At 67.2% G+C, this 24,215-nt stretch carries 29 protein-coding genes; 8 read left to right on the top strand and 21 right to left on the bottom strand.

Going from position 1 to position 24,215, the window contains the following annotated elements; genetic code table 11:
- Nucleotides 1-94 precede the first annotated feature (94 nt).
- Genes NP511_RS00585 through NP511_RS00595 form a run of 3 tightly spaced genes read left to right on the top strand, consistent with a single transcriptional unit; the run spans nucleotide 95 to nucleotide 2,765 of the window.
- Nucleotides 95-535 (top strand): DUF5788 family protein, encoded by a 441-nt coding sequence (locus NP511_RS00585; RefSeq protein WP_049966729.1) that lies wholly within the window; start codon nucleotides 95-97, stop codon nucleotides 533-535.
- Nucleotides 532-2,283, top strand: coding sequence for a DNA polymerase/3'-5' exonuclease PolX (gene polX, locus NP511_RS00590; RefSeq protein ID WP_049966730.1), 1,752 nt, complete (start codon nucleotides 532-534; stop codon nucleotides 2,281-2,283). The genes NP511_RS00585 and polX overlap by 4 nt, the downstream gene beginning before the upstream one ends.
- A gap of 17 nt (nucleotides 2,284-2,300) precedes the next feature.
- Nucleotides 2,301-2,765, top strand: a complete 465-nt coding sequence (locus NP511_RS00595) for a Mut7-C RNAse domain-containing protein (RefSeq protein ID WP_049966731.1) — start codon at nucleotides 2,301-2,303, stop codon at nucleotides 2,763-2,765.
- A 101-nt stretch (nucleotides 2,766-2,866) separates the two neighbouring features.
- On the opposite strand, the gene NP511_RS00600 is transcribed toward NP511_RS00595, so the two are convergent.
- The 3 genes from NP511_RS00600 to NP511_RS00610 form a co-directional block, all read right to left on the bottom strand.
- On the bottom strand, nucleotides 2,867-3,139 hold the full coding sequence (locus NP511_RS00600) for a hypothetical protein (protein WP_136396920.1): 273 nt from the start codon (nucleotides 3,137-3,139) through the stop codon (nucleotides 2,867-2,869).
- Nucleotides 3,140-3,298: 159 nt separating this feature from the next.
- Nucleotides 3,299-4,522 (bottom strand): mandelate racemase/muconate lactonizing enzyme family protein, encoded by a 1,224-nt coding sequence (locus NP511_RS00605; protein ID WP_049966733.1) that lies wholly within the window; start codon nucleotides 4,520-4,522, stop codon nucleotides 3,299-3,301.
- 158 nt (nucleotides 4,523-4,680) lie between these two features.
- Entirely contained in the window at nucleotides 4,681-5,433 is a 753-nt protein-coding gene (locus NP511_RS00610; RefSeq protein WP_049966734.1) for a PHP domain-containing protein, read from the bottom strand.
- A 137-nt stretch (nucleotides 5,434-5,570) separates the two neighbouring features.
- Here NP511_RS00610 and NP511_RS00615 point away from each other — a divergent pair, with 137 nt between their 5' ends.
- Nucleotides 5,571-5,858 (top strand): DUF7565 family protein, encoded by a 288-nt coding sequence (locus NP511_RS00615; protein ID WP_006180676.1) that lies wholly within the window; start codon nucleotides 5,571-5,573, stop codon nucleotides 5,856-5,858.
- A 67-nt stretch (nucleotides 5,859-5,925) separates the two neighbouring features.
- Here NP511_RS00615 and NP511_RS00620 read toward each other — a convergent pair whose 3' ends face one another.
- From NP511_RS00620 to NP511_RS00630, 3 genes are all read right to left on the bottom strand, one after another.
- The gene (locus NP511_RS00620) at nucleotides 5,926-6,726 is read right to left on the bottom strand and encodes an alpha/beta hydrolase (RefSeq protein ID WP_049966735.1); all 801 of its coding nucleotides are present in this window, start codon (nucleotides 6,724-6,726) and stop codon (nucleotides 5,926-5,928) included.
- 361 nt (nucleotides 6,727-7,087) lie between these two features.
- Nucleotides 7,088-7,525: a transcription elongation factor Spt5 gene (locus NP511_RS00625; RefSeq protein ID WP_006180674.1), complete on the bottom strand. Its 438-nt coding sequence runs from the start codon at nucleotides 7,523-7,525 to the stop codon at nucleotides 7,088-7,090.
- Nucleotides 7,525-7,704: a protein translocase SEC61 complex subunit gamma gene (locus NP511_RS00630; protein WP_006180673.1), complete on the bottom strand. Its 180-nt coding sequence runs from the start codon at nucleotides 7,702-7,704 to the stop codon at nucleotides 7,525-7,527. Before NP511_RS00630 ends, NP511_RS00625 begins: the two co-directional genes overlap by 1 nt.
- Nucleotides 7,705-7,861: 157 nt before the next feature.
- Between NP511_RS00630 and NP511_RS00635 the strand changes: the two genes are divergently transcribed.
- Nucleotides 7,862-8,056, top strand: coding sequence for a hypothetical protein (locus NP511_RS00635; protein WP_006650767.1), 195 nt, complete (start codon nucleotides 7,862-7,864; stop codon nucleotides 8,054-8,056).
- Between the two features lie 89 nt (nucleotides 8,057-8,145).
- Here the strand turns inward: NP511_RS00635 and NP511_RS00640 are convergent, their stop codons facing one another.
- From NP511_RS00640 to NP511_RS00700, 13 genes are all read right to left on the bottom strand, one after another.
- Complete coding sequence (locus NP511_RS00640) at nucleotides 8,146-9,324, bottom strand: S1C family serine protease (RefSeq protein WP_049966736.1); 1,179 nt, start codon at nucleotides 9,322-9,324, stop codon at nucleotides 8,146-8,148.
- A gap of 46 nt (nucleotides 9,325-9,370) precedes the next feature.
- Nucleotides 9,371-10,609: a mandelate racemase/muconate lactonizing enzyme family protein gene (locus NP511_RS00645; RefSeq protein WP_049966737.1), complete on the bottom strand. Its 1,239-nt coding sequence runs from the start codon at nucleotides 10,607-10,609 to the stop codon at nucleotides 9,371-9,373.
- 94 nt (nucleotides 10,610-10,703) lie between these two features.
- Nucleotides 10,704-11,495 (bottom strand): PQQ-binding-like beta-propeller repeat protein, encoded by a 792-nt coding sequence (locus tag NP511_RS00650; protein ID WP_049966738.1) that lies wholly within the window; start codon nucleotides 11,493-11,495, stop codon nucleotides 10,704-10,706.
- Between the two features lie 638 nt (nucleotides 11,496-12,133).
- Entirely contained in the window at nucleotides 12,134-13,000 is an 867-nt protein-coding gene (locus NP511_RS00655) for an alanyl-tRNA editing protein (protein ID WP_049966928.1), read from the bottom strand.
- A gap of 77 nt (nucleotides 13,001-13,077) precedes the next feature.
- Nucleotides 13,078-13,599: a helix-turn-helix domain-containing protein gene (locus NP511_RS00660; RefSeq protein ID WP_049905944.1), complete on the bottom strand. Its 522-nt coding sequence runs from the start codon at nucleotides 13,597-13,599 to the stop codon at nucleotides 13,078-13,080.
- 90 nt (nucleotides 13,600-13,689) lie between these two features.
- The gene (locus tag NP511_RS00665) at nucleotides 13,690-15,006 is read right to left on the bottom strand and encodes a J domain-containing protein (protein ID WP_049966739.1); all 1,317 of its coding nucleotides are present in this window, start codon (nucleotides 15,004-15,006) and stop codon (nucleotides 13,690-13,692) included.
- A 144-nt stretch (nucleotides 15,007-15,150) separates the two neighbouring features.
- Nucleotides 15,151-16,461 (bottom strand): DNA polymerase Y family protein, encoded by a 1,311-nt coding sequence (locus NP511_RS00670; protein ID WP_049966740.1) that lies wholly within the window; start codon nucleotides 16,459-16,461, stop codon nucleotides 15,151-15,153.
- 81 nt (nucleotides 16,462-16,542) lie between these two features.
- Nucleotides 16,543-17,274 carry a GNAT family N-acetyltransferase gene (locus NP511_RS00675; protein WP_049966741.1) on the bottom strand — a complete coding sequence of 244 codons (732 nt, stop codon included), beginning with the start codon at nucleotides 17,272-17,274 and terminating at the stop codon, nucleotides 16,543-16,545.
- Between the two features lie 96 nt (nucleotides 17,275-17,370).
- Nucleotides 17,371-17,700 (bottom strand): transcription factor S, encoded by a 330-nt coding sequence (locus NP511_RS00680; RefSeq protein WP_006180664.1) that lies wholly within the window; start codon nucleotides 17,698-17,700, stop codon nucleotides 17,371-17,373.
- Between the two features lie 48 nt (nucleotides 17,701-17,748).
- Nucleotides 17,749-18,249 (bottom strand): DUF8135 domain-containing protein, encoded by a 501-nt coding sequence (locus NP511_RS00685; protein ID WP_049966742.1) that lies wholly within the window; start codon nucleotides 18,247-18,249, stop codon nucleotides 17,749-17,751.
- Nucleotides 18,242-18,490, bottom strand: a complete 249-nt coding sequence (locus tag NP511_RS00690) for a hypothetical protein (protein WP_049966743.1) — start codon at nucleotides 18,488-18,490, stop codon at nucleotides 18,242-18,244. The genes NP511_RS00685 and NP511_RS00690 overlap by 8 nt, the downstream gene beginning before the upstream one ends.
- A gap of 67 nt (nucleotides 18,491-18,557) precedes the next feature.
- A complete protein-coding gene (locus NP511_RS00695) occupies nucleotides 18,558-19,394 on the bottom strand; it encodes an RAD55 family ATPase (RefSeq protein ID WP_049966744.1) in 837 nt (278 codons plus the stop codon).
- Nucleotides 19,395-19,589: 195 nt separating this feature from the next.
- Nucleotides 19,590-20,576, bottom strand: a complete 987-nt coding sequence (locus tag NP511_RS00700) for a beta-ribofuranosylaminobenzene 5'-phosphate synthase family protein (RefSeq protein WP_049966745.1) — start codon at nucleotides 20,574-20,576, stop codon at nucleotides 19,590-19,592.
- Between the two features lie 147 nt (nucleotides 20,577-20,723).
- On the opposite strand from NP511_RS00700, the gene NP511_RS00705 reads away from it, so the two are divergent.
- The 3 genes from NP511_RS00705 to NP511_RS00715 all read left to right on the top strand — a co-directional run bounded on the left by NP511_RS00705 (nucleotide 20,724) and on the right by NP511_RS00715 (nucleotide 23,165).
- Complete coding sequence (locus NP511_RS00705) at nucleotides 20,724-20,867, top strand: hypothetical protein (protein WP_158413764.1); 144 nt, start codon at nucleotides 20,724-20,726, stop codon at nucleotides 20,865-20,867.
- A gap of 289 nt (nucleotides 20,868-21,156) precedes the next feature.
- Complete coding sequence (gene ilvD, locus NP511_RS00710) at nucleotides 21,157-22,884, top strand: dihydroxy-acid dehydratase (protein ID WP_049966746.1); 1,728 nt, start codon at nucleotides 21,157-21,159, stop codon at nucleotides 22,882-22,884.
- 125 nt (nucleotides 22,885-23,009) lie between these two features.
- The gene (locus NP511_RS00715) at nucleotides 23,010-23,165 is read left to right on the top strand and encodes a hypothetical protein (protein WP_162834903.1); all 156 of its coding nucleotides are present in this window, start codon (nucleotides 23,010-23,012) and stop codon (nucleotides 23,163-23,165) included.
- 15 nt (nucleotides 23,166-23,180) lie between these two features.
- On the opposite strand, the gene NP511_RS00720 is transcribed toward NP511_RS00715, so the two are convergent.
- Together NP511_RS00720 and NP511_RS00725 are read right to left on the bottom strand one after the other, a co-directional pair.
- Nucleotides 23,181-23,609: an FAD synthase family protein gene (locus tag NP511_RS00720; protein WP_049966747.1), complete on the bottom strand. Its 429-nt coding sequence runs from the start codon at nucleotides 23,607-23,609 to the stop codon at nucleotides 23,181-23,183.
- A gap of 94 nt (nucleotides 23,610-23,703) precedes the next feature.
- The gene (locus tag NP511_RS00725) at nucleotides 23,704-24,198 is read right to left on the bottom strand and encodes a Mov34/MPN/PAD-1 family protein (protein ID WP_049966748.1); all 495 of its coding nucleotides are present in this window, start codon (nucleotides 24,196-24,198) and stop codon (nucleotides 23,704-23,706) included.
- Nucleotides 24,199-24,215 lie beyond the last annotated feature (17 nt).

Consider the following 24,215-nt stretch of genomic DNA (forward strand, 5'->3'; position numbering starts at 1 on the left):
TTCGAAGAGCTGTCAGGTACGGCGGCGGCCCCGGCGGTCACATCGCTTCCCGGCGGACTGTACATTTTTGCCCGGCGGGCTCCCATATCCGGGCGTGCAAGAGTACGAGCGCAAGCAACTGCTCGAGCGCGTCGAGCGCGAGGGCGCGACCGTCGGCGCGGACATCCCGGAGACGATCACGGTCCAGGACGAGGAGATCGATCTCCGGACCTTCGTCTTCGAGATCAAGCGCCGCGAGACGGTGCCGTCCGGCGAACGCGAGCGCGTCGAGCAGGCCAAGCGGAACCTGCGACGCGAGCGGCTCGAGCGACTCGAGCGGATCGAGGAGGGTGCGATCACCCGCGAGGAGGGCGAGGAACTCGCCCAGAGCATCATCGGCATCGACCGGGCGTTGAACGCCCTCGAGAGCCTCGGCCCGACGGACCTCGAGCGCGAGCAACAGGCCAAGCAGGCCCAGGACCGCAAGCGCTGGATGTCCTTCCTGAAGAAGGCGCTGGGACGGGAGGACGACGGAGCCTCCCGGAGGGGCCGATGACGACCAACGCCGAGATCGCGGCCCGGTTCGAGGAGTTCGCGGACCTGCTCGAGGCCGACGATGTCGAGTACAAGCCCCGCGCCTACCGGCGCGCGGCCGAGAACGTCCGGGCCCATCCGTCGCCGATCGCCGACCGGGTCGCGGCCGGCGACCGCGAGGTCCTCGAGAACATCGACGGCGTCGGCGACGCCATCTCCGCGAAGATCGTCGAGTACGTCGAGACCGGCGGAATCGAGGAACTCGAGGAACTGCGGGCCGAGCTGCCGATCGACATCGCCGACATCACCCGCATCGAGGGCGTCGGCCCCAAGACCGCAGGGAAGCTCTACCGCGAACTCGGGGTCGAGACGTTGGACGACCTCGAGGACGCGGCCGAAGCGGGCGAGATACAGGACGTCAAGGGGTTTGGCCCGAAAACGGAGCAGAACATCCTCGAGAACCTCGAGTTCGCCCGAACGGTCGGCCAGCGCCAGCTCCTTGGGGAAGCCCGGCCGCTTGCTGACGATGTCCTCGCGTACCTCGAGGGTCTCGAGGCGGTCGAGCGCTGCGAGGTGGCGGGCTCGATCCGCCGGTGGCGCGAGACGATCGGCGACGTGGACGTCCTCGCGGCGACCGAAGACGGCGAGGCGGTCGTCGAGCAGTTCGTTTCGTGGGAGTCGGTCGACGACGAGATCGAGTCCGGCCCCGAGAAGGCCAGCGTCCGGGTCGGCGAGAGCCGCGTCGACCTGCGGGTCGTCGTCCCCGCGGAGTTCGGCTCGGCGCTGCAGTACTTCACGGGGAGCAAGGACCACAACGTCGCCCTGCGAAACTACGCGATCGACCGCGGGATGAAGTTAAACGAGTACGGGGCCTTCGACGTCAGCGGGGTCGAAGACCACGAAGCGGACCAGCGCATCGGCGACCGCATCGCGGGCGAGACCGAGGCGGGGATGTACGAAGCGCTCGGACTGGCGTGGATTCCGCCCGAACTCCGAACCGACCGCGGCGAGATCGACGCCGCGGCGGCCGGCGAACTACCGACCCTGCTCGAGCGCGACGATATCCGTGGCGACCTGCATACCCACACCGAGTGGTCCGACGGCAACACGTCCATCGAGGCGATGGTCGAAGCCGCCGCGGACCGGGGCTACGACTACTTCGGGATCGCCGATCACGCCGAGGGCCCGGGCGTCGTCGGCGGCATGGGCCTCGCCGACGACGAGATCCTCGAGCAGGTCGCGGAGATCCGTGCAGTCGGCGACGACGCTGACATCGAGGTCCTCGCGGGGATCGAGGCCAACGTCGACGCCGCGGGCGAAGTCGACCTCTCCGAGGACGTGATCGACGCGCTGGACGTGATCGTCGCCTCGACCCACAGCGCCCTGAGCCAGGACGCCGAGACCGCGACCGAACGGCTCGTCCGGGCCGTCGAGAACCCGACGATCGACGTCCTCGGCCACCCCAGCGGCCGCCTGCTCAACGAACGCGCCGGCCTCGAGTTCGACGCGACCGCGCTCGGGGCGGCCGCCGCCGACCACGACACGGCCCTCGAGGTCAACAGCAATCCCCGTCGGCTGGATCTCTGGGGCAGCGCGGTACAGGCGGCCATAGACGAGGGCGCGGTGATCGCCGTCAATACCGACGCCCACCGGCCCGCGACGCTCGAGTACATGCGCTGGGGCGTCCACACCGCGCGGCGGGGCTGGGCCGAGCCCGCGGACGTGATCAACACCTGGGGGCTCGCCGCGTTACGGGAGTTCCTCCACTGACACGTCCCCGCTACACCATGCGACTCCTCCTCGATCTCATGTGCGGCGGGCTCCGTGCCTATCTGCGGATGTGCGACCACGACACCGCCTACGCCGGCGACCGCGGCCTCGAGGCCGACGACGACCTCCTCGCCGTCGCCCGCGAGGAGGACCGAACCGTCGTCACGCGAGACGTCGACGTGGCGGCCCGCGCCGACGAGTCGATCCTCCTCGAGAGCCGCGACGTCGAGGCCCAACTCGCCGAACTCGACGCGGCGGGCGTCGATCTCACCCTCGCCGACGACCCCGACTTCTGCGGGCGGTGTAACGGCCCGCTCGAGCCGGCCGATCCGACCGGTTCGACACCGGAATACGCGCCCGATCCGACGGAGGTCGAGACGTGGGTCTGTCGGGACTGTGGTCAGCACTTCTGGCGGGGGAGCCACTGGGATCGGGTCGCGGCGACGCTCTCGAGAGTCCGTAACGTCGACGGTGGCGCGTAGTACGGTTTCTCCGTTCGGAAGCGGTTGAAATCGGGCTCTTCGACACGTGGCGTCGGGGGTCCGAAAATATAGCGGGGGACGTCGCTCTCAGTCGTTATATGCTATGCGACTGCGATCGCTGCACCGGCGGCAAATGCGGTCGCAGCCAGTCCGAGAACGGCCGTCGAAAGTCGGTCGGTTGCGACTGTTTCCCGTTTGAACGTGTCCGTCCCGAGCAGCGTTCCGAGACCGACAACGATGGCGGCACAACCACCAGTGAGACCGAGGACCGACCACGGCGAAAGTCCGCTTTGGACCATCGCATCGGCTGATTGGAACGCGAGCAAAATGCCCGTGATCAGTGGCGCAGCGCCAACCGTATTTTTGGAGGACATGTGACACGAAGTTCGAATCCCAGACACATAATGGTATCCATCAGTCGTGACATCGGAGACGATTTGCTCGAGATGCCCCGCTACTGAACGCGGGTTTCACACCCACCGTCGAATCAAAATTCCGGTAGCAGCTACGGGTATGGCGGAGGTACGCGTCGCTCAGTCGAAGCCGTCGGTCCCGGGCAGCAGGTGGTCCTCGACGACCGACTCGTCCAGTTCGATCCCCAGCCCCGGCTCGGTCGGCACGTCGATGTAGCCGTCCTCGATGAGTGGCTCCTCGCGTGCGAGCAGGTCGTCCCACCAGTCGACCTCGAGGGCGTGATATTCCAGCACGTCGGCGTTGGGGACGGCGGCACAGAGGTGGACGCAGGCCATCGTGCCGACGGGGCTACAGACGTTGTGCGGCGAGAACGGGACGTACCGTTCCTCGGCGCGCTCGGCGATCCGTTTCGACTCGGCGAGGCCGCCGCAGGTGGCCGGATCGGGCGTGATCACGTCGACCGCGTACTCGTCGAGCAGGTCGCTCAGTTCGTGGATACGAAAGCGGTTCTCGCCCGTCGCGAGCGGTGTCTCGGTCCGGCGGGCGACCTCTCTCTGGGCGTCGGTCTCCTCCGGCGGGACGACGTCCTCGAGCCACATGAGATCGTAGGGCTCGAGTTTGCGGGCGAGCCGCGCGGCGCTCTCGACGGTGTAGTCCCAGTGGCAGTCGAAGGCGAGGTCGACCTCCCGTCCGACGGCGTCGCGGACGGCCTCGGCGACCGACACTTTGTGGTCGATCGCGGCGTTGGATAGCCGCCCGTTGTAGGGGTCGGGCTCGTTGTCCCGCTCCATGTCGAGGTCGAACTTGATCGCGTCGAAGCCCATGTCGACGACGCGCTCGGCTTCCGCGGCGTAGGCCTCGGGGGTGTAGGCGTCCGCGTCGGCGTACTCGGTGAACCCGCCGTCGTCGACCGCGTAGGCCTCGCCGGCGTGGCAGTCGCAGTAGATTCGAATCCGGTCGCGGTAGCGCGAGCCCAGCAACTGGTAGACCGGCAGGTCCAGGATTTTCCCGGCGGCGTCCCAGAGCGCGATCTCGATGCCCGAGGCTGCGGTGACGACCTTCCCCGTCGTCCCGCCGTGGCCCGAGGTCTCCTGCACGATGCGCCGGAACAGCCGCTCGACGTCCAATGGGTTTTCGCCGACCAGAAACCGGTTCGCGTACTCGATCAGTTCCGGGACGCCGCCCCCGCGGTAGGCCTCGCCGATCCCCGTCACGCCCGCATCCGTGTGGACTTTCACGAGGTTCCACTCGAAGTTTCCGTCGACGACCGCCGATTCGATTCCGGTGATCGCGACGTCGTGACCCGCCGGGCGATCCGTGGCGTGGTTCGAAAAATCCCTCACCGCCGATCACCGACGACGACGGTGGTACTGGGTTCGCGGTCGAACGACGACGCGGCGAGACGGGGACTCGAGATCATCGTGGGAAATACTGGCACACGTTCGCACGTCAAACCACCGGCTCGAGCATCGATGGCGGACGGTATGCGGTCCCGGCGGTACTAATAGACGGCGGCGTCGTCGAACCGCCCGTCGTAGGCGATATGCTGTGGATGGGTCGGCTCGGTTCCCGAGAGGAAGAGCCGGTCGACCTTCTCCCAGGTGTTCTCGTAGACGAGATTGCCGAGTTCCGAAGCGGTCGTCGACCAGCGATACGGCCCGTCGTCGTAGATCACGCGGCGAGCGACCCCGTCGTCGAACGCCTCGAGGAGGTCGGCTTCCGTCTCGATCGCGGCCTCGAGGGCGGTGTGGGCGACCCCGACGGACCGCGGGAGGTGTGCGTACGACGACGTGAAGGGCGGCAGCGAGAGGGAGTCGGCGAGGTCGCGGGCACGTCGGTTATCCCACGGGAAGTGTCGCGGGTTGAAGATCTCGATGGCGTCGATCACGTCGGCGTACCGGCGCAGATCCGCCTCGGAGAGGCTCACGTTCGCAAACTCCGGATGCGGGACGAGTACCGTCGCTCCCTGGCGCTCGAACTCGGCCATCGCCGTCTCGAGCGGGATGAAATCGGGAACCGGCTCCTCGAGGCCCAGCGCGAGGACGTGTTTGCGGTTCCGCCACGTTCCGGTGAACACCTCGCGGGCGGGGATCACCAGCAGGTCGTCGTCGGAATAGGCCGCCGCCCGCTCGCGGGTCTCCGGAAGCCGGGTGAAATGCGGTGCGTAGACGATCGCGTCGAGACCGGCCCGTTTTGCCCGCTCGACAACGCGATCGGTCAGCACCTTCACGTGGGGGTCGACTCGGTACGTCACTCCTCGATCACGCCCCCCACTTTCGGGACAGCCGAGTTATGAATTCTGATTCGGCGGCCGATCGGCCACCTGTCTTCCGACCGATGGGCTCGGCTGCGAAAGGATGATTAGGGCGGCCGTGCGAGTTCCGGTATCGAATGGCCTGGGAATGCGGAATCGACGGCTGTGGATCGGTCTTCGAAGACGTCGAGTCGGCCGTCGTCCATCAGGCGACGGAACACCAGCGCCGCGAGTGTAAGGTCTGTGGCACCGTCGTCCCCGACGGCTACCTCGCGATCCGACACGCCTTCACCGAACACAGTCGCGCCGAGTACGTCCGCGCCTACGGTGCCAGCTCCGAGGCGGTCCGGGAACGCGAGGAACTGCTCGAGGAGATCGAATCGGTCGCGGACATGAAAACGATCGCGAACGAACTGAAGCGGTAACGACAATCGTCGTCCCTGCCGTGGCGTCCTCACTCTCGTCGTCCGCTCGAGCCACGTTGTATCGGCGTCAGTAGTTGTCGATAATCGCCGAGACGCAGCCGGTACTCTCCTTGTAGGAGGTATGGTCGGGGACGGCGTCGCTCACGTCGACGTCGGCATAGTTACTCGCCGTCTCCCCGTCGGAGAACCAGCCGCCGCAGTCGGCCGGTCCGCTCCCGAGTCGGGCGATGCTGTCGTTGGTCGAGTAGTAGTTGTGGACCTCGCCGGCCGAGGACTCGATAGCGTCGTCAAAGTCCCCGCTCTCACAGGGAGCGTCATCCACCTCGTAGGAGCCGATGCTGTCTGCTGTCTCGACAGTGAACGCGCCGCCGATGGCCGCGAGCGTCTCCATCTGGACGATTCCGCCCATCGAGTGGCCGAGGATGCGGATCGTCGTGTCCGGGTTCGCGTTCGTGTAGTCGCCGAGCCAAGCGGCGAAGGCGTCGCCGGTGTCTCGAGCGCTCGCTTCGGCGGAACTTGGGAGGCCGCTGTCGTCCCACGTCACGGCGGTCACGGTCTCGGTATAGCCGAGATCCCTGGCGGTCTGCTGGAAGGTCGCGGCCTCGTTGACGCTCTCCGAGGATCCCGTATAGCCGTGGACGTTGAAGACGACCTCGTCCTCGTTTTGTGGCGCGTCGTCGATGCTCGGCGTCCCATACCGGAAGTCGACCTCCATGATCTCGTCGGTGTCGGCCGCGACCGACCCCGACGCGACGCTCAACCCGGTCCCGGCGACGACCGTCGCCGCCGTCGTCCGCAGCATTCGCCGCCGCGAGAGCGTCGTATCACTGTTCCCCGCAGTCGAATCCGCGTGTGCTTCGTGAGTCATCAGTTATCGTTCGCGTTGTGGTAGCGAACGACAACCCCATTCTCGTGTCCGTCGTTACCGCTTTATCTTCGGAACTGAGCGTTTTTATTACAGGGCAGGTGGCTGGCTCGTCCCGACTAGCAGTCGATCGGTTTCGCGACCGCTGGTAAATGTCGTAGGTAGGTTGACGACGGATGTGACTCGCCCGCTCGGATTACGATGCCGGGTGCCCGCGGACAATCACCTCCGTCGTTACTGTGTCTCGCAAACTGGCGTAGAAACGTCCGCGAGGCTCACTTCGTTCGCGCCGAGCGACCCCATCCGCGACCGCTCGTTACTGTCCGTTTACGGGTGCGTCGCATCCGCTCGCATCGTCGACGAACTACCGTTCGTCGGAATCCAGCACGCGAATCTGGTCGCCCCGAACCGTCACCGGAATCGGAACCGTCGCCTCGTACAGTTCGACGGTCACCTGGTCTTTGCCTTCGTCGATTCGCTGTACCTGTGCCTTCTCGCCCTTGAACGGACCGGCGATGAGTTCGACGATGTCGCCCTCGGCGATCCCCTCGACGTCCGGCTTCGGCGAGAGGAAGTGTTCGACCTCCGAAATGTCGGACTCGCCGGGGACGATGCTGCGGGCGTGGGGAATGTCCTCGAGGACGCGGTTGAGGACGGCGTTGCCCTCGGCTTCGACCATCACGTAGGAGGTCAGCGAGTCGGGGGCCAGCGCCGCGTGGATCTCCGGCTCCTCGCGGTTGATGATCATGTCGGCGACGGTTCGTTCCTGACTCGCCGTCGTTTTGACAGCGTAGATCCCCATTAGATGCCACCACCGCCCGAGATGAACAGCATAATCGCGCCGATGATGAAGCCGACGAGGCCGACCAGGAAGATCCCCGCACCGGCGATCTTCGACACTTGGAGGAACTCCTCGGTCGTGGGTGTCGTCGCCATTTTCAACACCCGAACGTACGAGGTGAGGTCGTAGGGAACGTCCATATCTGTCTATTCACAGCGCGGGGTCTTTTATCTGTCTTTCGTGTCAGCCGAAGTGTTGCCACGAGTGCCCCCCGCTCAGCGGGCCGACTCGAGGCAGCTATCGACGTTGCACTCGACGGCCCGGCGTCCAAACCGCTCGCCCCCCAAGCGCCGCCGCATGGCTGAAGACGATACCGACAGAACCGACGAGTACGAGGCCGAACGGGAAGCCGAAATCGAAGACGAACTCGAGCGGATCGACCGCGACCCCGACGAAGTCGACGACGGCGACGGTACTCTCGGGACGCAGAACGCGCCCCGGGAGAACGCGGAGACCCTCGAGGAAGCGGAAGGCGAAGCCGAGGAGGAGTAACGCCGAACGACTCGCAGACCGCGACGAAAGCGGGTCGGAAACGGCAGTAACCGGGACGTGCCGGTTTTTGTGACCAAGATCAACGGCGATCAGGGCCGGGGGCCCGGCGGTCGCTCGCCCGGGCCCGGACCGCCCGGAATCGGGGGCCGCTGCCGTTCCGGCTCCGGCCGGGAACCAAGCGTCAGTTCGACGGTCCCCCGCTCGCCGTCGCGGACGATCTCGACCTCGACCGTCTCGTCCGGCGACGCCTCGAGCGCGAGATACGAGGAGAGTTGGTCCTGCGTGGGGATCGGCGTCCCCTCGATGGCGACGATTACGTCGCCGGTCCCGGGCCGTCCCGTTGCCGCCGGCTCGAGGACGCCGTCCGCGGGGGAGTTCGGGACGACCTCGGCGACCAGCACGCCGGTCGCCTCCTCGAGGCCGATTTCCTCGGCGACGCTCGGGCCGACCGGTCGGACTCCCACGCCCATGTAGGGATGTTCGTAGTCGCCGTCCTCGATGAGCGCGGGGACGACGCGGTTCGCCAGTTGTGCGGAGATCGCGAAGCCGATCGTCTGGCCGGCCCCGGCGAAGACGACGCCCAGCACCTCGTTGTCGAGGCTCACCAGCGGCCCGCCGCTGTTGCCGGGGTTGATCGGCGCGTCGGTCTGGATCGCGGCCGGGATCGAGAACCCGGTCGGGCTGGGAAGCGCCCGATCGAGCCCGCTGACGATCCCCTGTGAGACGGAGGCGTCGAGCCCCAGCGGGTTGCCGATGGCGAGGACTTCCTGCCCGATCACCGGCCGGAAGTCGGCCAGCGAGAGCCCGTCGGCGACATCCGGCACGTCCTCGACTTCGAGGACGGCGAGGTCGCTGTAGACGTCGGTACCGACGACGGCGGCCGTCCGCCACTCGCCGTTGTTGAACTGGAGTTCGATCCCGCCCTCACTGGCAGCCTCGACGACGTGGTTGTTCGTCAGGACGTATCCGTTCTCGAGGACGAATCCAGTACCGATCCCGCCTCGACCACCACCGTCTGGCGCGCCCATTCCGGCGACGGACACCAGTACGACGGAGTCGATCGCCGCCTCGTACACCGCCGCGTACTCGCTGTCGACGTTGGGGCCGTCTCCCGCCGCGCTCGAGTCGCCGTCGTCCTGTGCAGCGCCGGTTCCCGCCCCGCCGAGGCCCAGCGCCGCGATGGTGCTGATCGTTCCAGCCGTCCGCAAGAACCGTCGTCGCGTCCGTTCGTTCGATGGCACGCGGATAGCCACCCCGACGAGCGACATAAAACGGGAGCCGGCAGGGGCAGCCGATCGGCCCCGAACAGCAGGGTCAGGCCTCGTCGAAGAGGTCTTCGCCCTCGACCGCGTGTTCCGCAACGGCGTCCATGTCGAGCGTGACGCCCAGGCCGGGCTCCTCGGGGATCTCGATGGAGCCGTCCTCGATGACCGTCTCCTCGACCAAGTCCTCCCACCAGTCGAGTTCGTAGGAGTGGTACTCGACGGCCAGGGCGTTCGAGATGGCCGCGCCGACGTGGGCGCTGGCGACCGTCGCGACCGGCGAGGCGACGTTGTGCATCGCGACCGGGACGTAGTACATGTCCGCCAGATCCGCGATCTTGCGGGTTTCGCGCATCCCGCCGACCTTCGGCATATCGGGCGCGATGATGTCGACGGACTGCTCCTCGAGCAGGCGGCGCTGGCCGTGTTTCCGGTAGACGTTCTCGCCGACGGTGATCGGCGTCGTCGTCGACTGCGTGATTTCGCGTTGCACGTCGTGGTTCTCCGGCGGCACGGGGTCCTCGAGCCACCAGACGTCGTACTCCTCCAAGCGCTTCGCGAGCCGCTTGGCGCTGCCGCCGGAGAAACTCCAGTGGCAGTCGAAGGCCACGTCGGCGCGCGAGCCGACGCGCTCGGTGACCGCCTCGACGATCGAGGCTTTGTGTTCGATTTCGGGAGCTCGGAGGTGGCGGTTCGCGCGGTCCTTCTCGTGGCCGCTTGGCACGTCGAGGTCGAACTTCAGGGCGTCGTAGCCCAACTCCTCGACGACGCGCTCGGCCTCGTCGGCGCAGGCGATCGGATCCGCCTCTTCCTCGGTGTGGCAGTCACAGTAGACCCGGACCTCGTCGCGGTACTTGCCCCCCAGCAGCTGGTAGGCCGGCACCTCAAGGATCTTGCCGGCCAGATCGTGCAGGGCGACCTCGATGCCCGAAATCGCGGTGACCGTGACGCCGCCGATCGAGCCCTCGCCGGACATCTTCTGGACGAGGTGTTCGGTCAGTCGGTCGATGTCCAGCGGGTTCTCGCCCTGCAGGAACGGCGTCATCCGCTCGATCAGTTCCGGCGCGCCGGCACCCCAGTAGGCCTCGCCGGTGCCGACGATCCCCGCGTCCGTGTAGATCCGCACGAGCGTCCACGGGAAGTTGCCGTCGACCATCGTCGTCTGGACGTCAGTGATCTCGATATCGCGCCCGCCGCCGCGCTCGCGCGTGACTCCCATCGTCTCCGCCGAGAGGTCCCGCATCGTGTACTCGGCGTTCGGGTCGTGCAGCCTCGAGTAATCGACTCCCATAGTCGGACGTTCACTCGCACGGTAGTAATAACTGTCACCTGCGGTGGGCGGGGTTGCGCAGTCGTGCCGGACGGGACGGAGTATCCTGGCCGGTTCACGTACTGGACTCGTCCGAAACGGCGTCCGTCGCCGCTACCACCCCGTCGGGCGAGAGTGCGTACACCCCGTTCGCGTTCATGACGAGATTCGAGACGATCGAGTGCGACGACGCTTGCCACTGAGTGGAGCCGTCCGATTGCGAGAGAGCGACCAGTCCGCCGGGTGCAGCCCCGACCAACACTGACTCGGGTGTACAGACAGGGGCCGACAGCGTCGTTGACGACTCGCCCGTTCCGTCGTCGCGCGGGATCGGCGCCTCCCACGTTCGCTCGCCGGTTTCGGCGTCGAGGGCGACGGTCTGTCCGCCGGACTCGTCCGAGACGTAGACGGTCCCGTCCCGAACGGCTGGGATCGTATACCGGTCGGGCGTGTCAGTCACGCGCTCCCGCCACTCGAGGTCGCCGGTTTCCGCCTCGAGCGCGTACAGCGTTCCCTCGTTGTTCAGGACGTAGACGGCGTTGCCGACGACCGGCGACGAATACGTTTCGCCGATCACGTCGGTCGTCCAGCGGATCTCCCCCGTTCCCTTCTCGAGGGCAGTGAGCGTCCCGCCCTCGCCCGCGGTAGCGTCGATCACGAAAACCCTCTCGTCCGAGCTGCTGATACCGACTGCCGTCCACTCGGGTTCGAACGACCACGCCGGCTCGCCCGTGTCGACTGCAAACGTCTGGATTCCGCCGCCGAGTTGAAGATAGGCGAAGTCGTCGTCAACAAGCACGTCCATGAGCGGTGTACTCGCGGATGTCTTCGAGACGATGTTCCACTCATCGATATCGATCCAGTACACTGCTGATTTCGTGTGGACTCCCAACAGCGAGCAGTGGATTGCCGGATAGACACGTAACCGAGATTGCAGCGAGAGTGAGTCGACTCTACCCGACGGTATATGATACCGATGAACGGTCTTTCCCTGCTCGAGATGCCAAATAACGTACTCGTCGGTACACACAACCATTGCCCGTCCCGAAATAGAATTCACAGGCTCCCCTTCGCTTCGCAACGCGAGCTGACGCTTCATCGATTGGTCGATGGCAGCATTTCGTTTTGGATCGCGCTGGAGCGTCGGCCAAGCGGCTCGCTCACTGCACCCGTCTACTGGGATGGAGTTCGGTATCAACGGCTCATTCGAACCGACGCCACCTGTGATGGCGAGCGTTCCGTAGCCCAGTACGCTACCACCACCAAGCAGTAATGCCGCCCTCCGACGCGATATTTCGACCATATCTAACGTAAGATCAGGCAGTAAAAATCACTGGTGCAGTATCATTATACTACCTCACCGATCCATGATAGCTGATATCCGTATGTTGGTATAAACGAGAAAAACGTTTCAGAGCTATTTGTAGCTTCAGTCACACACTGTCCCAATTGAATCCTACTAATCATGTATGATAGCGAAAATACGACAGGCGACGTCAGTATCGGCTACGACTCGAGGTCGTCGGGCACGTCCTCGAGGGCGGCGTCGGTCGCTTCCATCGCGGCGAAGGCGGCCCGCTTTTCGGCCGTTCGCCGTTCGATCGCCGCCGGTCCGACGGCGAGTTCGATCCGGGTCACGTCCGCGTCGGGACTCGAGGTACCCAGCAGGGTGACGGGACCGATCTCGCGGGTGTTGCGGACGTGGGTCCCGCCGCAGGCCCGCGCGTCCCACGGCTCCGGGGAGCCGGTCGTCGCGGTGAATCGACCCGTTCGCTGGCGGTCCTTCTCGTCCTCGATCGAAACGGTTCGGACGCGGCCCTCTTCCACGGCGGCGTCGTCGGCGTGGTCGTCGAAGACGACGGCGTCACGCTCGCGGACCGCCGACACCGGCTCGTCGTCCCACGATACCGGCCGGGACTCCCAGACCACGCGGTTGACCGCCTCGTCGAGTTCGAGCAGGCGCTCGTCGTCGACCGTCGCCGCCGTCTCGAGGTCGACCCGGACCCTCTCGGGGCCGATCTCGAGGCCGGCATAAGAGCTGTCGGGAAGCAGTCGGTCGGCGACCCCGAGCAGGACGTGACTGGCGGTGTGGGCCCGCATGCAGTACATCCGGAAGGACCAGTCGACCGAACAGAGAACGCGGTGGCCGACCGAAAACGAGGGGGCGTCGGCCAGCACGTGGACCTGTTCGCCGTCGACCAGTTCGACGTCGGTGACCGCGGTGGCGGCGACTGTCCCCCTATCGGCCGGTTGGCCCGCACTCGCCCCGAAGAAGTGACTGCGCTCGAGCCAGACCCGTCGCCCGTCGATCGACGTCACCTCGGTCTCGAACCGCGTCGCGTACGGCTCCGCCGCCGCCCGTTGCCCGGTCATCGGTTCCAGTCGGTTCTCGGTCACTAAAAGTCTGCCCGCCGAGACCGTCGCCCGACGCGAGAAAAACTACCGGTCGCTTACTCCGCGAGCGTCACGTCCAGTCGCTCCTCGAGGGCGTCGATCAGGCCGCCGCCGACGCCGGCCTGGGTCGCTCGACCCTGTTCGACCGCGAGGATGTCCTTCTCGGGTGCGCCGAGTTCCTCGGCGAGTTCCTCGCGCTGGAGGCCGGCCTCCCGTCGGGCCTCGACGAGGGCCTCGCCGTAGTCCGAGACGAGGTAGGGAAGGGGGTCGTCGTCGTAGTTGGTACCCTCGCTCTCCCAGTGTTCGGAGTCGCCGTCCCAGACCGGATTGGCCTTCGCGACGTTCTGGGCCGCCTTCCGCTTGCGGTTCGGTTCGTCGGTCGAGCCCGCGTCCTGCTCGCTTCGCTTTCGGTCTCCCCCGCCGTGGGCCTTCGAATCGTCGTGTGGCGCGCAGTCAGGACAGACCTCGAGTTCCGCGCCGGCGACCGACGCGAGCGTCAGCGAGTCGCTCTCGGTACCACAGAGTTCGCAGTTCGTCCCGCCGCCACCGCCGGACGAACCGGTCGAGTATTTGGCCATGCGGACGTTTGGCATCTGCCGCATTTCAACGGTTCGGTAGCGTACACGCCGTCGCGACGGACACGGGCCGCGGGGGATTCCGTCGGTCAATCAGCGCCCGAACCGTTTCCTGATCGTCGCTCGCAACGGCAGCCCCAGCCCGCCGAGCAACGGTAGGACGACGACCGCCGCGATGTCGAGCGGGAGGCTGGCGACGCCCGCTGCCGCCGCGCCGACGGCCGCGAGCGGCGCGAGGACGGGCAGGACGTAGAGATACGACGGCGTCCACCCCGGGCCGCGTCGCGTGTGTCGGACGACGACGCCGAACAGCAGCGGCATGAGGACCGCACCGGCAAGCAGCGGGCCGCCGATCAGCGTCGTCGGCACCGCCACCGACAGCGCGACGACGATCGTCTCGTCGATCGTCACCGGTCCCCAGGTCTCCTCCCGGCGGACGACCCGGGAGACGAGCAGTCCGAGGGCGGCGAGGGCGACGACGCCCACCAGCGCGCCGTACCACAGCGGCCGCTCGAGGGGCGGGGTCACGACCTCGAGACCGCGCATGAACGCGACGGTCGTCTCGACGCCCCCACGGTCGGCCGAGAGCGCGGTCCAGAGCCCTTGCGGGTCGGCACCGATCCCGGCCAGTTCGGCCCGGAGCGAGCGAAGCGCGCCCTCGTTCGCGAGCGCGAACTGGACGAGGCCGGCGGCGTAGACGATCACCGACAGCCAGAGCAGCGGCAGCGAGACGTTCCGTCGCCGCCACCAGCGGGCGATCGGATTGGCCGTCGACCCGTCGTCACTGTCGGTCGTCTGTGATCGATCGGTACCGCCGGCAGTGTTACCCGATCCGCCGGTCCGACTGCTCGTTCCCGAACCCGTCCCGCCGCCGGTCCCCGTCGCGGTTCCGGTGGCGGTCGCACTCGAGGCGTCGGCCGTCGCGCCGGCTGCTGACGTGTCCGTACTCGAGGCAGCGCCACCGGTTCCGGCGGCCGAGCTAGTGGCACTCGTACCGGCGCTCGAGGTCGACGTCGAACCGTGACTCGAGGTCCCGGCGCTACTGCTCGCGGAGCCGGCCGCCGACGCGCCGGCGGCCGACGCCGACGCGGAGGCCGTCTCCGACTCCGAGTAGCTCACCTCCGTTCCCTCGTCGTCGCCGTCGTCGCTCTGCCAGACGTCGGGTGAGGGGAGGCCGCTGGTCCGTTTGGCGACGTAGTCCTCGTGGCCCAGTCGGTCGTAGGCCTGTCGTTCGACGGGATCGCCGAGGATGTCGTAGGCGGTCTTGACTGCGGTGAACTGCGCCTGTGCGCGGTCGTCGTCGTTCACGTCAGGATGATAGACACGGACCTGCTCGCGGTAGGCGTCCTTGATCTCGTCCTGATCGGCGTCGGGCGAGATCTCGAGCAGATCGTAGAAGTCCTCTGTCATATGAGCGTAGGGAAGTGTAGTCTGTCCCCGAGTTGTGGGGGAGGGGTTATAGTTTCAATGTTATTGCCGATCCGAGCGGAGGCTCGGTCTCGAGCGCCGAGTGCGTTGTGGCCGCCGCCGGTCGGATCGGACGCGGACGGGCAGTCACGAGAAGTCCGCGAGCGACGACTGTCCGCTCGAGCGATCGCCGCCGAGCGCCCCCGGTTCCGGCTCGTCGTCGGTTGTGTCGGCAGTTGATTCGTCGTCGGTCGGCTCGAGGTTCGACCCCCCGTCGGCATCGTTCCCGCCCCCTTCCCAACTCTCGAGGCTGGCCTGATCGGCGGCCGCGAACTCGAGGTTGGCGACGCGGACGCCGACCTTGCGGACGGGTTCGGACTCGAACTCGGTGAAGAGATCGCGCGCGACGCGGTCGACCAGTTCGGGGTCGTCGACGGGGCCGGGGAGGGATCGCTCGCGCGTGTTCACGTCGTACGGCGGCGTGACCGCCTTGACGCCGATGGTTCGGTACAGCGCACCCTCCCGGCGGGCGCGGTCGGCGACGGCGGCCGCGAGCGTCTCGATCTGGTCGTACTTCGGCTCGGGTTCCGCGACGGCCTCGGCGAAGGCCGACTCCCGCGAGAAGCTCTTGGGGTCGCCCTTGGGCTCGACGCGGCGGTCGTCGTCGCCGCGTGCGCGGTCGTACAGTTCTCGGCCGCGCTCGCCGAACCGCTCGACCAGCGGCTCCGGGTCGGCCGCCGCCACGTCGCCGGCCGTCTCGAGGCCCATCTCCCGAAGCTCGCGGGCCGTTACCGGGCCGACGCCGTGCAGCAGGTCGACCGCGAGCGGGGCGAGAAACTCGCGGATCTCGTCGGGTCGGACGACGGTGAGGCCGTCGGGTTTGTCGAAGTCGCTGGCGATCTTGGCCGTACTCATCGTCGGCGCGACGCCGACGCTGACGGCCACGCCGACTTCCCGGCGGATGCGGTCCTTGATATGCCGGGCGAAGCCGTCGGCGACCTCCCACGCCGTCCGCTCGGTCACGTCGAGGTAGGCCTCGTCGATGCTGACCTCCCGGACCACGTCCGCGCAGTCGTGGAGGATCTCCCGGACGTCGGCCGCGACCGACTCGTAGTAGTCCATGTCGACGGGGCGGTAGTGGCCGGTCTCCTCGCGGTCCGTCCCCCCGTCGAGGTCGCCGACCTCGTGCGCCGCGCGTCTGGGCAACCGCTCGAGGGCCGTCGAAATCGCTTGGGCGCTCTCGACGCCGAACTCGCGGGCCTCGTAGCTGGCGGTGGCGACGGCACCGACGGTCTCGCCGGGTTCGTACCCCATGCCGACGACGACCGGCTCGCCCCGGAGTTCGGGCTCGCGCAGCCGCTCGCAGGAGGCGTAGAAACAGTCGGCGTCGACGTGACAGACGATCCGGTCCTCGTCGGCCTCGCGCTCGACGCCCGGCAGCCGGGGCCCGTCGGACATTCGTCTACCGGTCGATTCGTCCGGACCGACGTGAACGTTGCGCCCGCCGTCGGCGGCCGCGGTCCGCCCGGATCGACGCCGCTACAACTCGTAGGCCATCATCGCCTCATCGACGTACTCGCCGTCGATCGTGTAGTGGTCCTTGCGGATCGCCTCGGTGTCCCAGCCGTGGACGGTCAGGAACTCGAGCGCGGTGTCGTTGACGACGGGGACGCTGTTGTAGAGCTTCCGGTAGCCGTTGGCCTCGGCCCACTCGATCCCGCGTTGCAGGAGGGTACTCCCGATTCCGTGGCCCCGGTAGGCCTCGCGGACGCCGACGGTCTGCTGGGCGACCTCCCGGACCGGCTCGAGCCGGTGGAGATCGAGGTGCGTCCAGCCGACGACCGCGCCGTCGACGGTCGCGACGAAGAACTGGCGGGTCTCGATCGCGGTGTGTCTTGTGACGGTGTCGTCGGAGAGCAGTTGCTCGGCGACCGTCTCGGCGACGACGTAGGTCTCCTCGGCCGTGACGTCCCTGATCGTCTCGACCAGCCCGTCGAAGTCGTCCTGTCTGGCGGGGCGGACGGTGACGGTGAACTCGTCCAACTCGTGTTTCTCGACGGCCCCGAACTCGAGCGCGAGTCGGAGGGTCCCGCCGTCCTCCGCGAGATAGCCGTCCTGCTTTAGCTCCTCGAGACGGGTCTGGAACTCCTCGACCGGGAGGGAGACGATCTCGCGCAGTTTGTGCCGTTCGACGGTCCCGTGGCGCTCGACGTACTCGTAGAGACGCCGGCTGGCCTCGGAATTAAACGTCGGCCGCTCGAGCGCATCCATACGACCGATACGGGGGACCGGCGCTTATTCCTTGCCCATTGGTGTCGATTAGCACGATAATCCAGTCAGAAACGCCGAACGGACCCGGTAGCGTCGTCAGTTGTACTCCCGCCACCGATTCCCGCACTCGGTACACTTGAAAAAGCGCGTCGGCGGCTCGTCGGCCGACGCGGTCTGTTTGAGCGTGTACCACGCTTCTTCGGCACCGCACTCGTCACAGATCACGTCGTTTGCCTTCGGTTTCCCCTCGAAGTTGGCGTTCTCGTCGGATTCGATCACGTCGTCGTCGGTCTGGGACTCCGTCGTGACGAAGGCGTCTTCCTGCTCGCGGTCGCGTTCGCTCGAGGCCCCGCAGTCGTCGTTCGTACAGACCATGCGGTCACCGCGAGCCTTCATCATCGAGCCGCAGTCGTCGCAGAATTGCATACCCGGCCGGTACGTGCCCGAGCGGCAAAAACACTCGAGATCGGCGGGTCACCGCTCCCGGTCGCCCGCCTCGTCCGCGAGGACGAACGGACAGTCCGCGACCCGGACCGTCTCGATCGTCGGCACCGCCAGGATCTCGGCGTCCGCGTGGGTGCAGGCGACGTCGGGCGGCTCGGTGAGGTATTCACACCCCTGACAGTAGGCTCGCTTGTCGACCTCGCGGACCTCGCTGTCGTCCGCGTCCGTCGGTGCCGGCAGATTGTCGCCCTCGAGTTGCTCCCAGAGTCGGTCGGCGTCGATATCGGCGGTGTCCTGCCGATCGAATAGGTCGTCGAACTCGGTCGTCTCAGAGGCGCTGTCGTCCGGTTCCGCGACGGTCGAGGCGAGGTCATCGGGAGGATCGGCATGGTCGTCCGATTCGGAATCGTCGGACTCGAGCGGAGCCGCGTCCGCGTCGTGAGTGATCTCGATTCCGGCGTCTCCGTCCGCGGATTCAGCTCCGGCATCCGTCTCGAACTCGCTCTCGTCGTCTCCGGTGTCGTCAGTCATCGGACTCACCGCCGGTCTCGGGGCCGGTGTCGTCGTTGTGCGTCGCCACTGCCGAGTCGGTCGATTCGGCCGTCGGCGTCGGGTCGTCGTCGGTCGCGACCGCGGCCGCAGCGGTCACCAGCCGCCGACAGATCTCGTCACGACTCTCGCCGCGCCGGGCGGCTTCGTCGGCCAGCCAGTCATCGGCCTCGTCGGGGACGGCAAAGGAAACGGCGCGCTCATCGTGGTTTCGGCTGGACATCTGTCCGTACTTGGGATATCGAGCGTATAAGCGTTGGTCCGAACTCGAGGGGGAGCCGCGCCGCCGGTCACCTGATCTTGCGGACGTTGCTGATGTCGAAGCCGCCGTCGTGGATCTCCGTCTCGAAGCGGACGATGTCCTCGTCCTCGAGCCGGGAGAGGACGCCCCGGAACTGCTCGACGACGAGGGTGCGGGCGCGTTCGGAGCCGCCGCTTTCCCACTCGAACAGCAGCGTGCCGTCGGTAGCCTCCTTGAGCCGGCCGAGTTCCGTCGGCCCCAGCAGTTCGGCGTTGACCAGCAGGAGGATGACGCCGCCCCAGCGATGTGAGGCGCGTTTGAGTCCCTTCAGCAGGACGGTCAGGTCCGACCAGTTCAGCCGATCATCGGCCGCCGCCACGAGATCGGTGAGCGAGTCGATCACAACGAGGTTGTCGGTAGCGTGGTCGGTCAGGTACTCGCCCAGCGCCTCGAGGACGTCAGTACGTTCGTTGTGGCTGCCGAGTTCGGTGATGTCGGCCATCCCGTCGGCGTACCAGTCGGTCGGCACCGGCGTCAGCTGGAAGTACTCCTCGGCGAGTTCGACGAACCGGACGTCGTCCATCCCCGCGTCGACGAGGGCCTCGTCCATGACGAACTGCATCTCGTCGACGACGGCGCTCGGTTCGTCGGTAAACGAGACGTAGTGGACGTCCTCGGGGAGGGTCACGTCGGATGCGAGGTCGCCGTAGTAGAGGTCGAAGAGATCGGGGTCGGCCTCGACGAGCCCGTTCAGCACGGCGCTGGTGTAGCAGAACTCCCGCGCGCCGGCACCGGACTCGCCGGCCAGTAAGACGACGCTGCCGGTTGGCGCGCCGCCACCGATCATCCGATCGAGCCGCGAGACGCCCAGCGGCATCCGTTTCATACGGGGTCGTTCGCTCGCGTCCCTTTACCGGTTGCGGCCGACCGTTTGCGCTCCGCTCCCTCGCGTCGCTCGTTTCACTCGCTTCAGGTCGGTCGTCGGCCCGCTCGCTCATTGACTCGCGGCCGTCGGCCGCTCGTCTTACCGCAGCGCGTAGCGCCGCGGTTTCGTTCGCTCGCGGTGACAATATCTCCATCACTATCGGCGACCGACATCCGTCTCGACTCGAGCCCCACTCTCGGCCGCTTCGGCGAGGATCACGCGACCCTCGAGCCCGCGGTCCGCGAGCGCGTCCCGAGCCGCGGCCGCAGCCTCCCCGGCGTGGGGGGTATCGGTCACGCCGTAGACGACCGGGCCCCACGAGGACTGGCCGACGCCCGAGAGGACCGGGCAGTCCTCGAGCGCGTCGACGAGTTCGCCCGCGGGCGGCCGGAAGACCCCGCCCTGTGCGTCGGCGTACCAGGCACCGTTCTTGCGGCCGATCTCGGCGACGGCCTCGCCGAAGGGCTCGAGGCTGCCGCCGGCCGCGGCGGGCAGCAGTTTCCGGGTGACGACGCCGGCGATCTCGTCGGCGATCGCGGGGTCGGCCCGCTCGACGACCGCGCGCATGCTCTCGTCCTCGTCGTCGCCGCTGCGGCCGGGCTCGGCGTCGGGGACGACGACCAGAAAGCGCCAGTCATCGGGCAGGTCGTGGCGGGCGACGACTGGCGGCACCGTCCAGTCACCCTCCGCCGGCGGCTCCGTGGTAAAGCGGTTCGTCGGGTGGCCGGCGTCGACGACGAACCCGCCACTCTCGAAGGTCGCGACGCCGACGCCGCTGCGGCCGCCCCGCCCCATCGCGGGCGCGTTCTCGCGGACCCGCGGCTCGAGTCCGTGGGCCCGTGCCGTCGCCGTCAGCACTGCCAGCGCGAGTTGGGTGCCGCTCCCGAGGCCGACGTGGCGCGGCAGCCGCTCCTCGAGTGCCACCGCGACGCCGGGAAGGTCCAGCACGTCGACGGCACGGCGGGCGTACTCTCCGACCAGCGGGTCGTCGGTCGCGACCTCGGTGGCGGGCTCGGCGGTGACGGTCGCCCGCGGCTCCGCGAGCCCGACGCCGATGCCCCCGTAGAGCCGCCCGCGGGCAAGCGACAGGTTCTGGAAGCCGACGTGGAGTCGCGCCCCGGTGCTGACGGTCGCGCTCGGCATGATCGTGGCCTCGCTACGGAGCCCCCCGGCAAGGGGGTTTCGACGGTGGCAACGCCTGACGATGGCTCTGACGGACCACTCGACGGGACCGTGGACTCGAGGGCAGCGGGACACAGCCGATACCGATTCCGCGGACACGCTTCCACGATGGCGCGTCCCGACGCCTCGGTAATCGTGCCAGCCTGTGACGAGGCCGACCTCTCCCTGCGGCTGCGCCGCGAGGAAACGGTCGTCTACGATCCGACCTGTCCCGTCGGCAGGAGCGGGTCGACTACGCGGGACTGTTCCTGACGTATCCGGTCGGCGACCTCGAGTACGTCCTGCCATGACGGTCGCCGACGCGGGACTATAGTTGCCGCTGAAAGTCATTGCACACCTGATCACACGACAGCGCTGCGATCAGTGTGTCAATCGTTTCAGCGGCTCCTATCCTTTTGAGCGCGTGAGTCCCTGCGTCGGTTCCGGTCCGTCGCTGCTCGCAGCCGTTGGCCTCGCGGACGAACGTATTCGGCTTTTTCCGAGTTTCCGAACCATTGGCCGAGAAAGGGTAACTTATACCGTTTCGATGCGACGTGAGACCATGAGCAGCGATACCGAATTCGACTACGGCAAGGACGAGGAGTTACGTAGTCGCGAGGTGACCGAGGGCGCGGACAAGGCCCCACACCGCGCGATGTTCCGTGCGATGGGGTTCGACGACGAGGACTTCGGCGCGCCGATGATCGGCGTTCCAAACCCCGCGGCCGACATCACGCCGTGTAACGTCCATCTGGATGACGTCGCCGACGCCGCCCTCGAGGGCGTCGACGACACCGGCGGGATGCCGATCGAGTTCGGAACGATCACGATCTCGGACGCCATCTCGATGGGGACCGAGGGGATGAAGGCCTCGCTGATCTCCCGGGAAGTGATCGCCGACTCCGTCGAACTGGTGTCGTTCGGCGAGCGCATGGACGGGCTGGTCACGATCGGCGGCTGTGACAAGAACATGCCCGGAATGATGATGGCCGCCATTCGAACGGATCTCCCCAGCGTCTTCCTCTACGGCGGCTCGATCATGCCCGGCGAACACGAGGGCCGGGAGATCACCGTCCAGAACCTCTTCGAGGGCGTCGGTGCCGTCGCCGACGGCGAGATGAGCCCGGACGAACTCGACGAGATGGAGCGCAACGCCTGCCCCGGCGCGGGCTCGTGTGGCGGCATGTTCACCGCCAACACGATGGCCTCGATCTCCGAGGCGATCGGCTTCGCACCGCTTGGTAGCGCCAGCCCGCCCGCCGAAGCCGAGTCGCGCTACGAGGTCGCCCGCGAGGCCGGCGAGATCGCCGTCGAAGCCGTCGAAGCGGGGCGGAAACCCTCCGACTTCCTCAGCGAGGCCTCCTTCGAGAACGCGATCGCCCTGCAGGTCGCTGTCGGCGGCTCGACCAACGCCGTCCTCCACCTGCTGGCGATGGCCGCCGAGGCCGGCGTCGACTTAGACATCGAGACGTTCAACGAGATCAGCGCCCGCACGCCGAAGATCGCCAACCTCCAGCCCGGCGGCAAGCGCGTGATGAACGACCTCCACGAGGTCGGCGGCGTGCCGGTCGTCCTGCGCGAACTGCTCGAGGCCGACCTGCTCCACGGCGACGCGCTGACGGTCACCGGCGAGACGATGGCCGAGGCCATCGAGCGGGTCGATCCGCCCGCGATTTCGGATCTCGACGCCGACTTCCTGCATACCGTCGACGACCCGATCCACGAGCGCGGCGCCATCCGCATCCTCACCGGCAACCTCGCGCCCGAGGGGGCGGTCATCAAGATCACCGGCGAGGACCACCTCCACCACGAGGGACCGGTCCGGATCTTCGAGCGCGAGGAGGAGGCCATGGCCTACGTCCAGGAGGGTAACGTCGAATCCGGCGACGTCATCGGGATCCGCAACGAGGGTCCCCGCGGCGGTCCCGGCATGCGCGAGATGCTCGGCGTCACCTCAGCCGTGGCCGGCCAGGGCCACGCCGAGGACGTCGCGCTCTTTACCGACGGCCGCTTCTCCGGTGCGACCCGCGGGTTCTCTATCGGCCACGTCGCCCCCGAGGCGGCGGCCGGCGGTCCCATCGCCGCCCTCGAAGACGGCGACACGATCACCATCGACATCGACGACCTCGAACTCTCCGTCGACCTCTCCGACGAAGAGATCGAGCAGCGACTCGCGGACCGGGAACAGCCCGACCGCCAGTACACCAGCGGCGTGCTGGCGAAGTACGGGCAGGCCTTTGGCTCCGCGGCCAACGGTGCCGTGACCAACCCCGGCGTCAAAGACGAGTAGCGGCCGCAACCGGCTCGCGGCGTCTCACCGTCCGGGCCGTGTTCGTCCCGACCGCGGGGCGGTCCCTTCGATTTCCTGCACCGCTCTTTCCCGCCCTTGAGACCGAGTACCAGCTAGACTCCCGCATGCGCAAATACTGTCTCGAGTGCGACTGGCAGGTCAGCACCGCCGACGGCTACACCGAAAAAGAGGTGTCCAAAGAGGCGATCGACCACTTCGTCGAGACGGGACACACGGTCGATTCGCTGCGGCTCCCGCCGCCCGTGATCCGTCAGAACTGATCTCCGCGTCGCCGCTCAGCCGCGGCGCTCGAGGACCCGATCGATAATCAGCCGGGTCGAGAGCAGTTGCTCGTCGTCGGTCTCTCGGGCGCTCGCACGGCGCACCTCGCAGTCGATCCCCCGCCGCTCGAGTTCGGCCGCGATTGCCTCGTCGTCGTGGTGCTGGTCGTGACCCAGCGCGATCACGTCGGGGTCGATCTCCTCGATGGGGACGAAGATGTCCTCCTCGTGGCCCAGCAGCGCCTCGTCGACGGACTCGAGTGCGCCGACTACGTCCCGGCGCTGGGTCGCCGGACAGATCGGCTTCTCCTTGTGATCGACGTTCGTCTTGCGGGCGACGATCACGTAGAGTTCGTCGCCCATCGCGGCGGCTTCCGCCAGGTAGTGGACGTGGCCGGGATGGATGATGTCGAAGGTCCCCTGCGCGATGACGGTCCGGCTCATGTCGCCCCCGCGGTCGATCCGGCGGTACGTGGTTTTCGTGGCGATCCCGTCGTCGGTCCGGTACGTGGCATCGTCTCGAGCATGGCGAGTCTCGTCATCGCAGTTCCTCGTCGATATCCGCCTGCGTGAAATCGAAGAAGTCCTCGGTCTCGGGCAGGTCGACGTCGATCACGTTCAGTCCGGTCGGCTGGCCCTTCGAATCGAACGCCTTCCAATCGGTCCGGCGGTAGGGCGCGCCGATGATGACGTGAACGCTGCCCCGACCGAAGGTGTCCAGATCGGCGTTACTCGGGCTGATGACGCCGTTCGGATGGGAGTGGATGCTACCCAACGCCTTCACGTCGTTGGGAATCTGGTTCGTCTTGACCGTCGCGCTGACGCTGTTTGACTCGGTGCCGGGCACCACGAGGATGTCCGTGATGACCAGCCCCTCGCGGTCCAGCCCCAACCGGTCGGCCTCGGTCCCCCGGAGAAATCCCATGTACTCGTTCGGGTGAGTCTCCTCGGAGGACTCGAGGGCAAACTCGAGCGTTTCCTCCGCGATGCCGAGGATCTCGCTCGAGCGAAACAGCGCGTCGAACAGCCCCATGGTCTACGCTGGGGCCT

The sequence above is a fragment of the Natrinema thermotolerans genome (genome assembly GCF_031165565.1).
GTDB classification, from domain to species: domain Archaea; phylum Halobacteriota; class Halobacteria; order Halobacteriales; family Natrialbaceae; genus Natrinema; species Natrinema thermotolerans.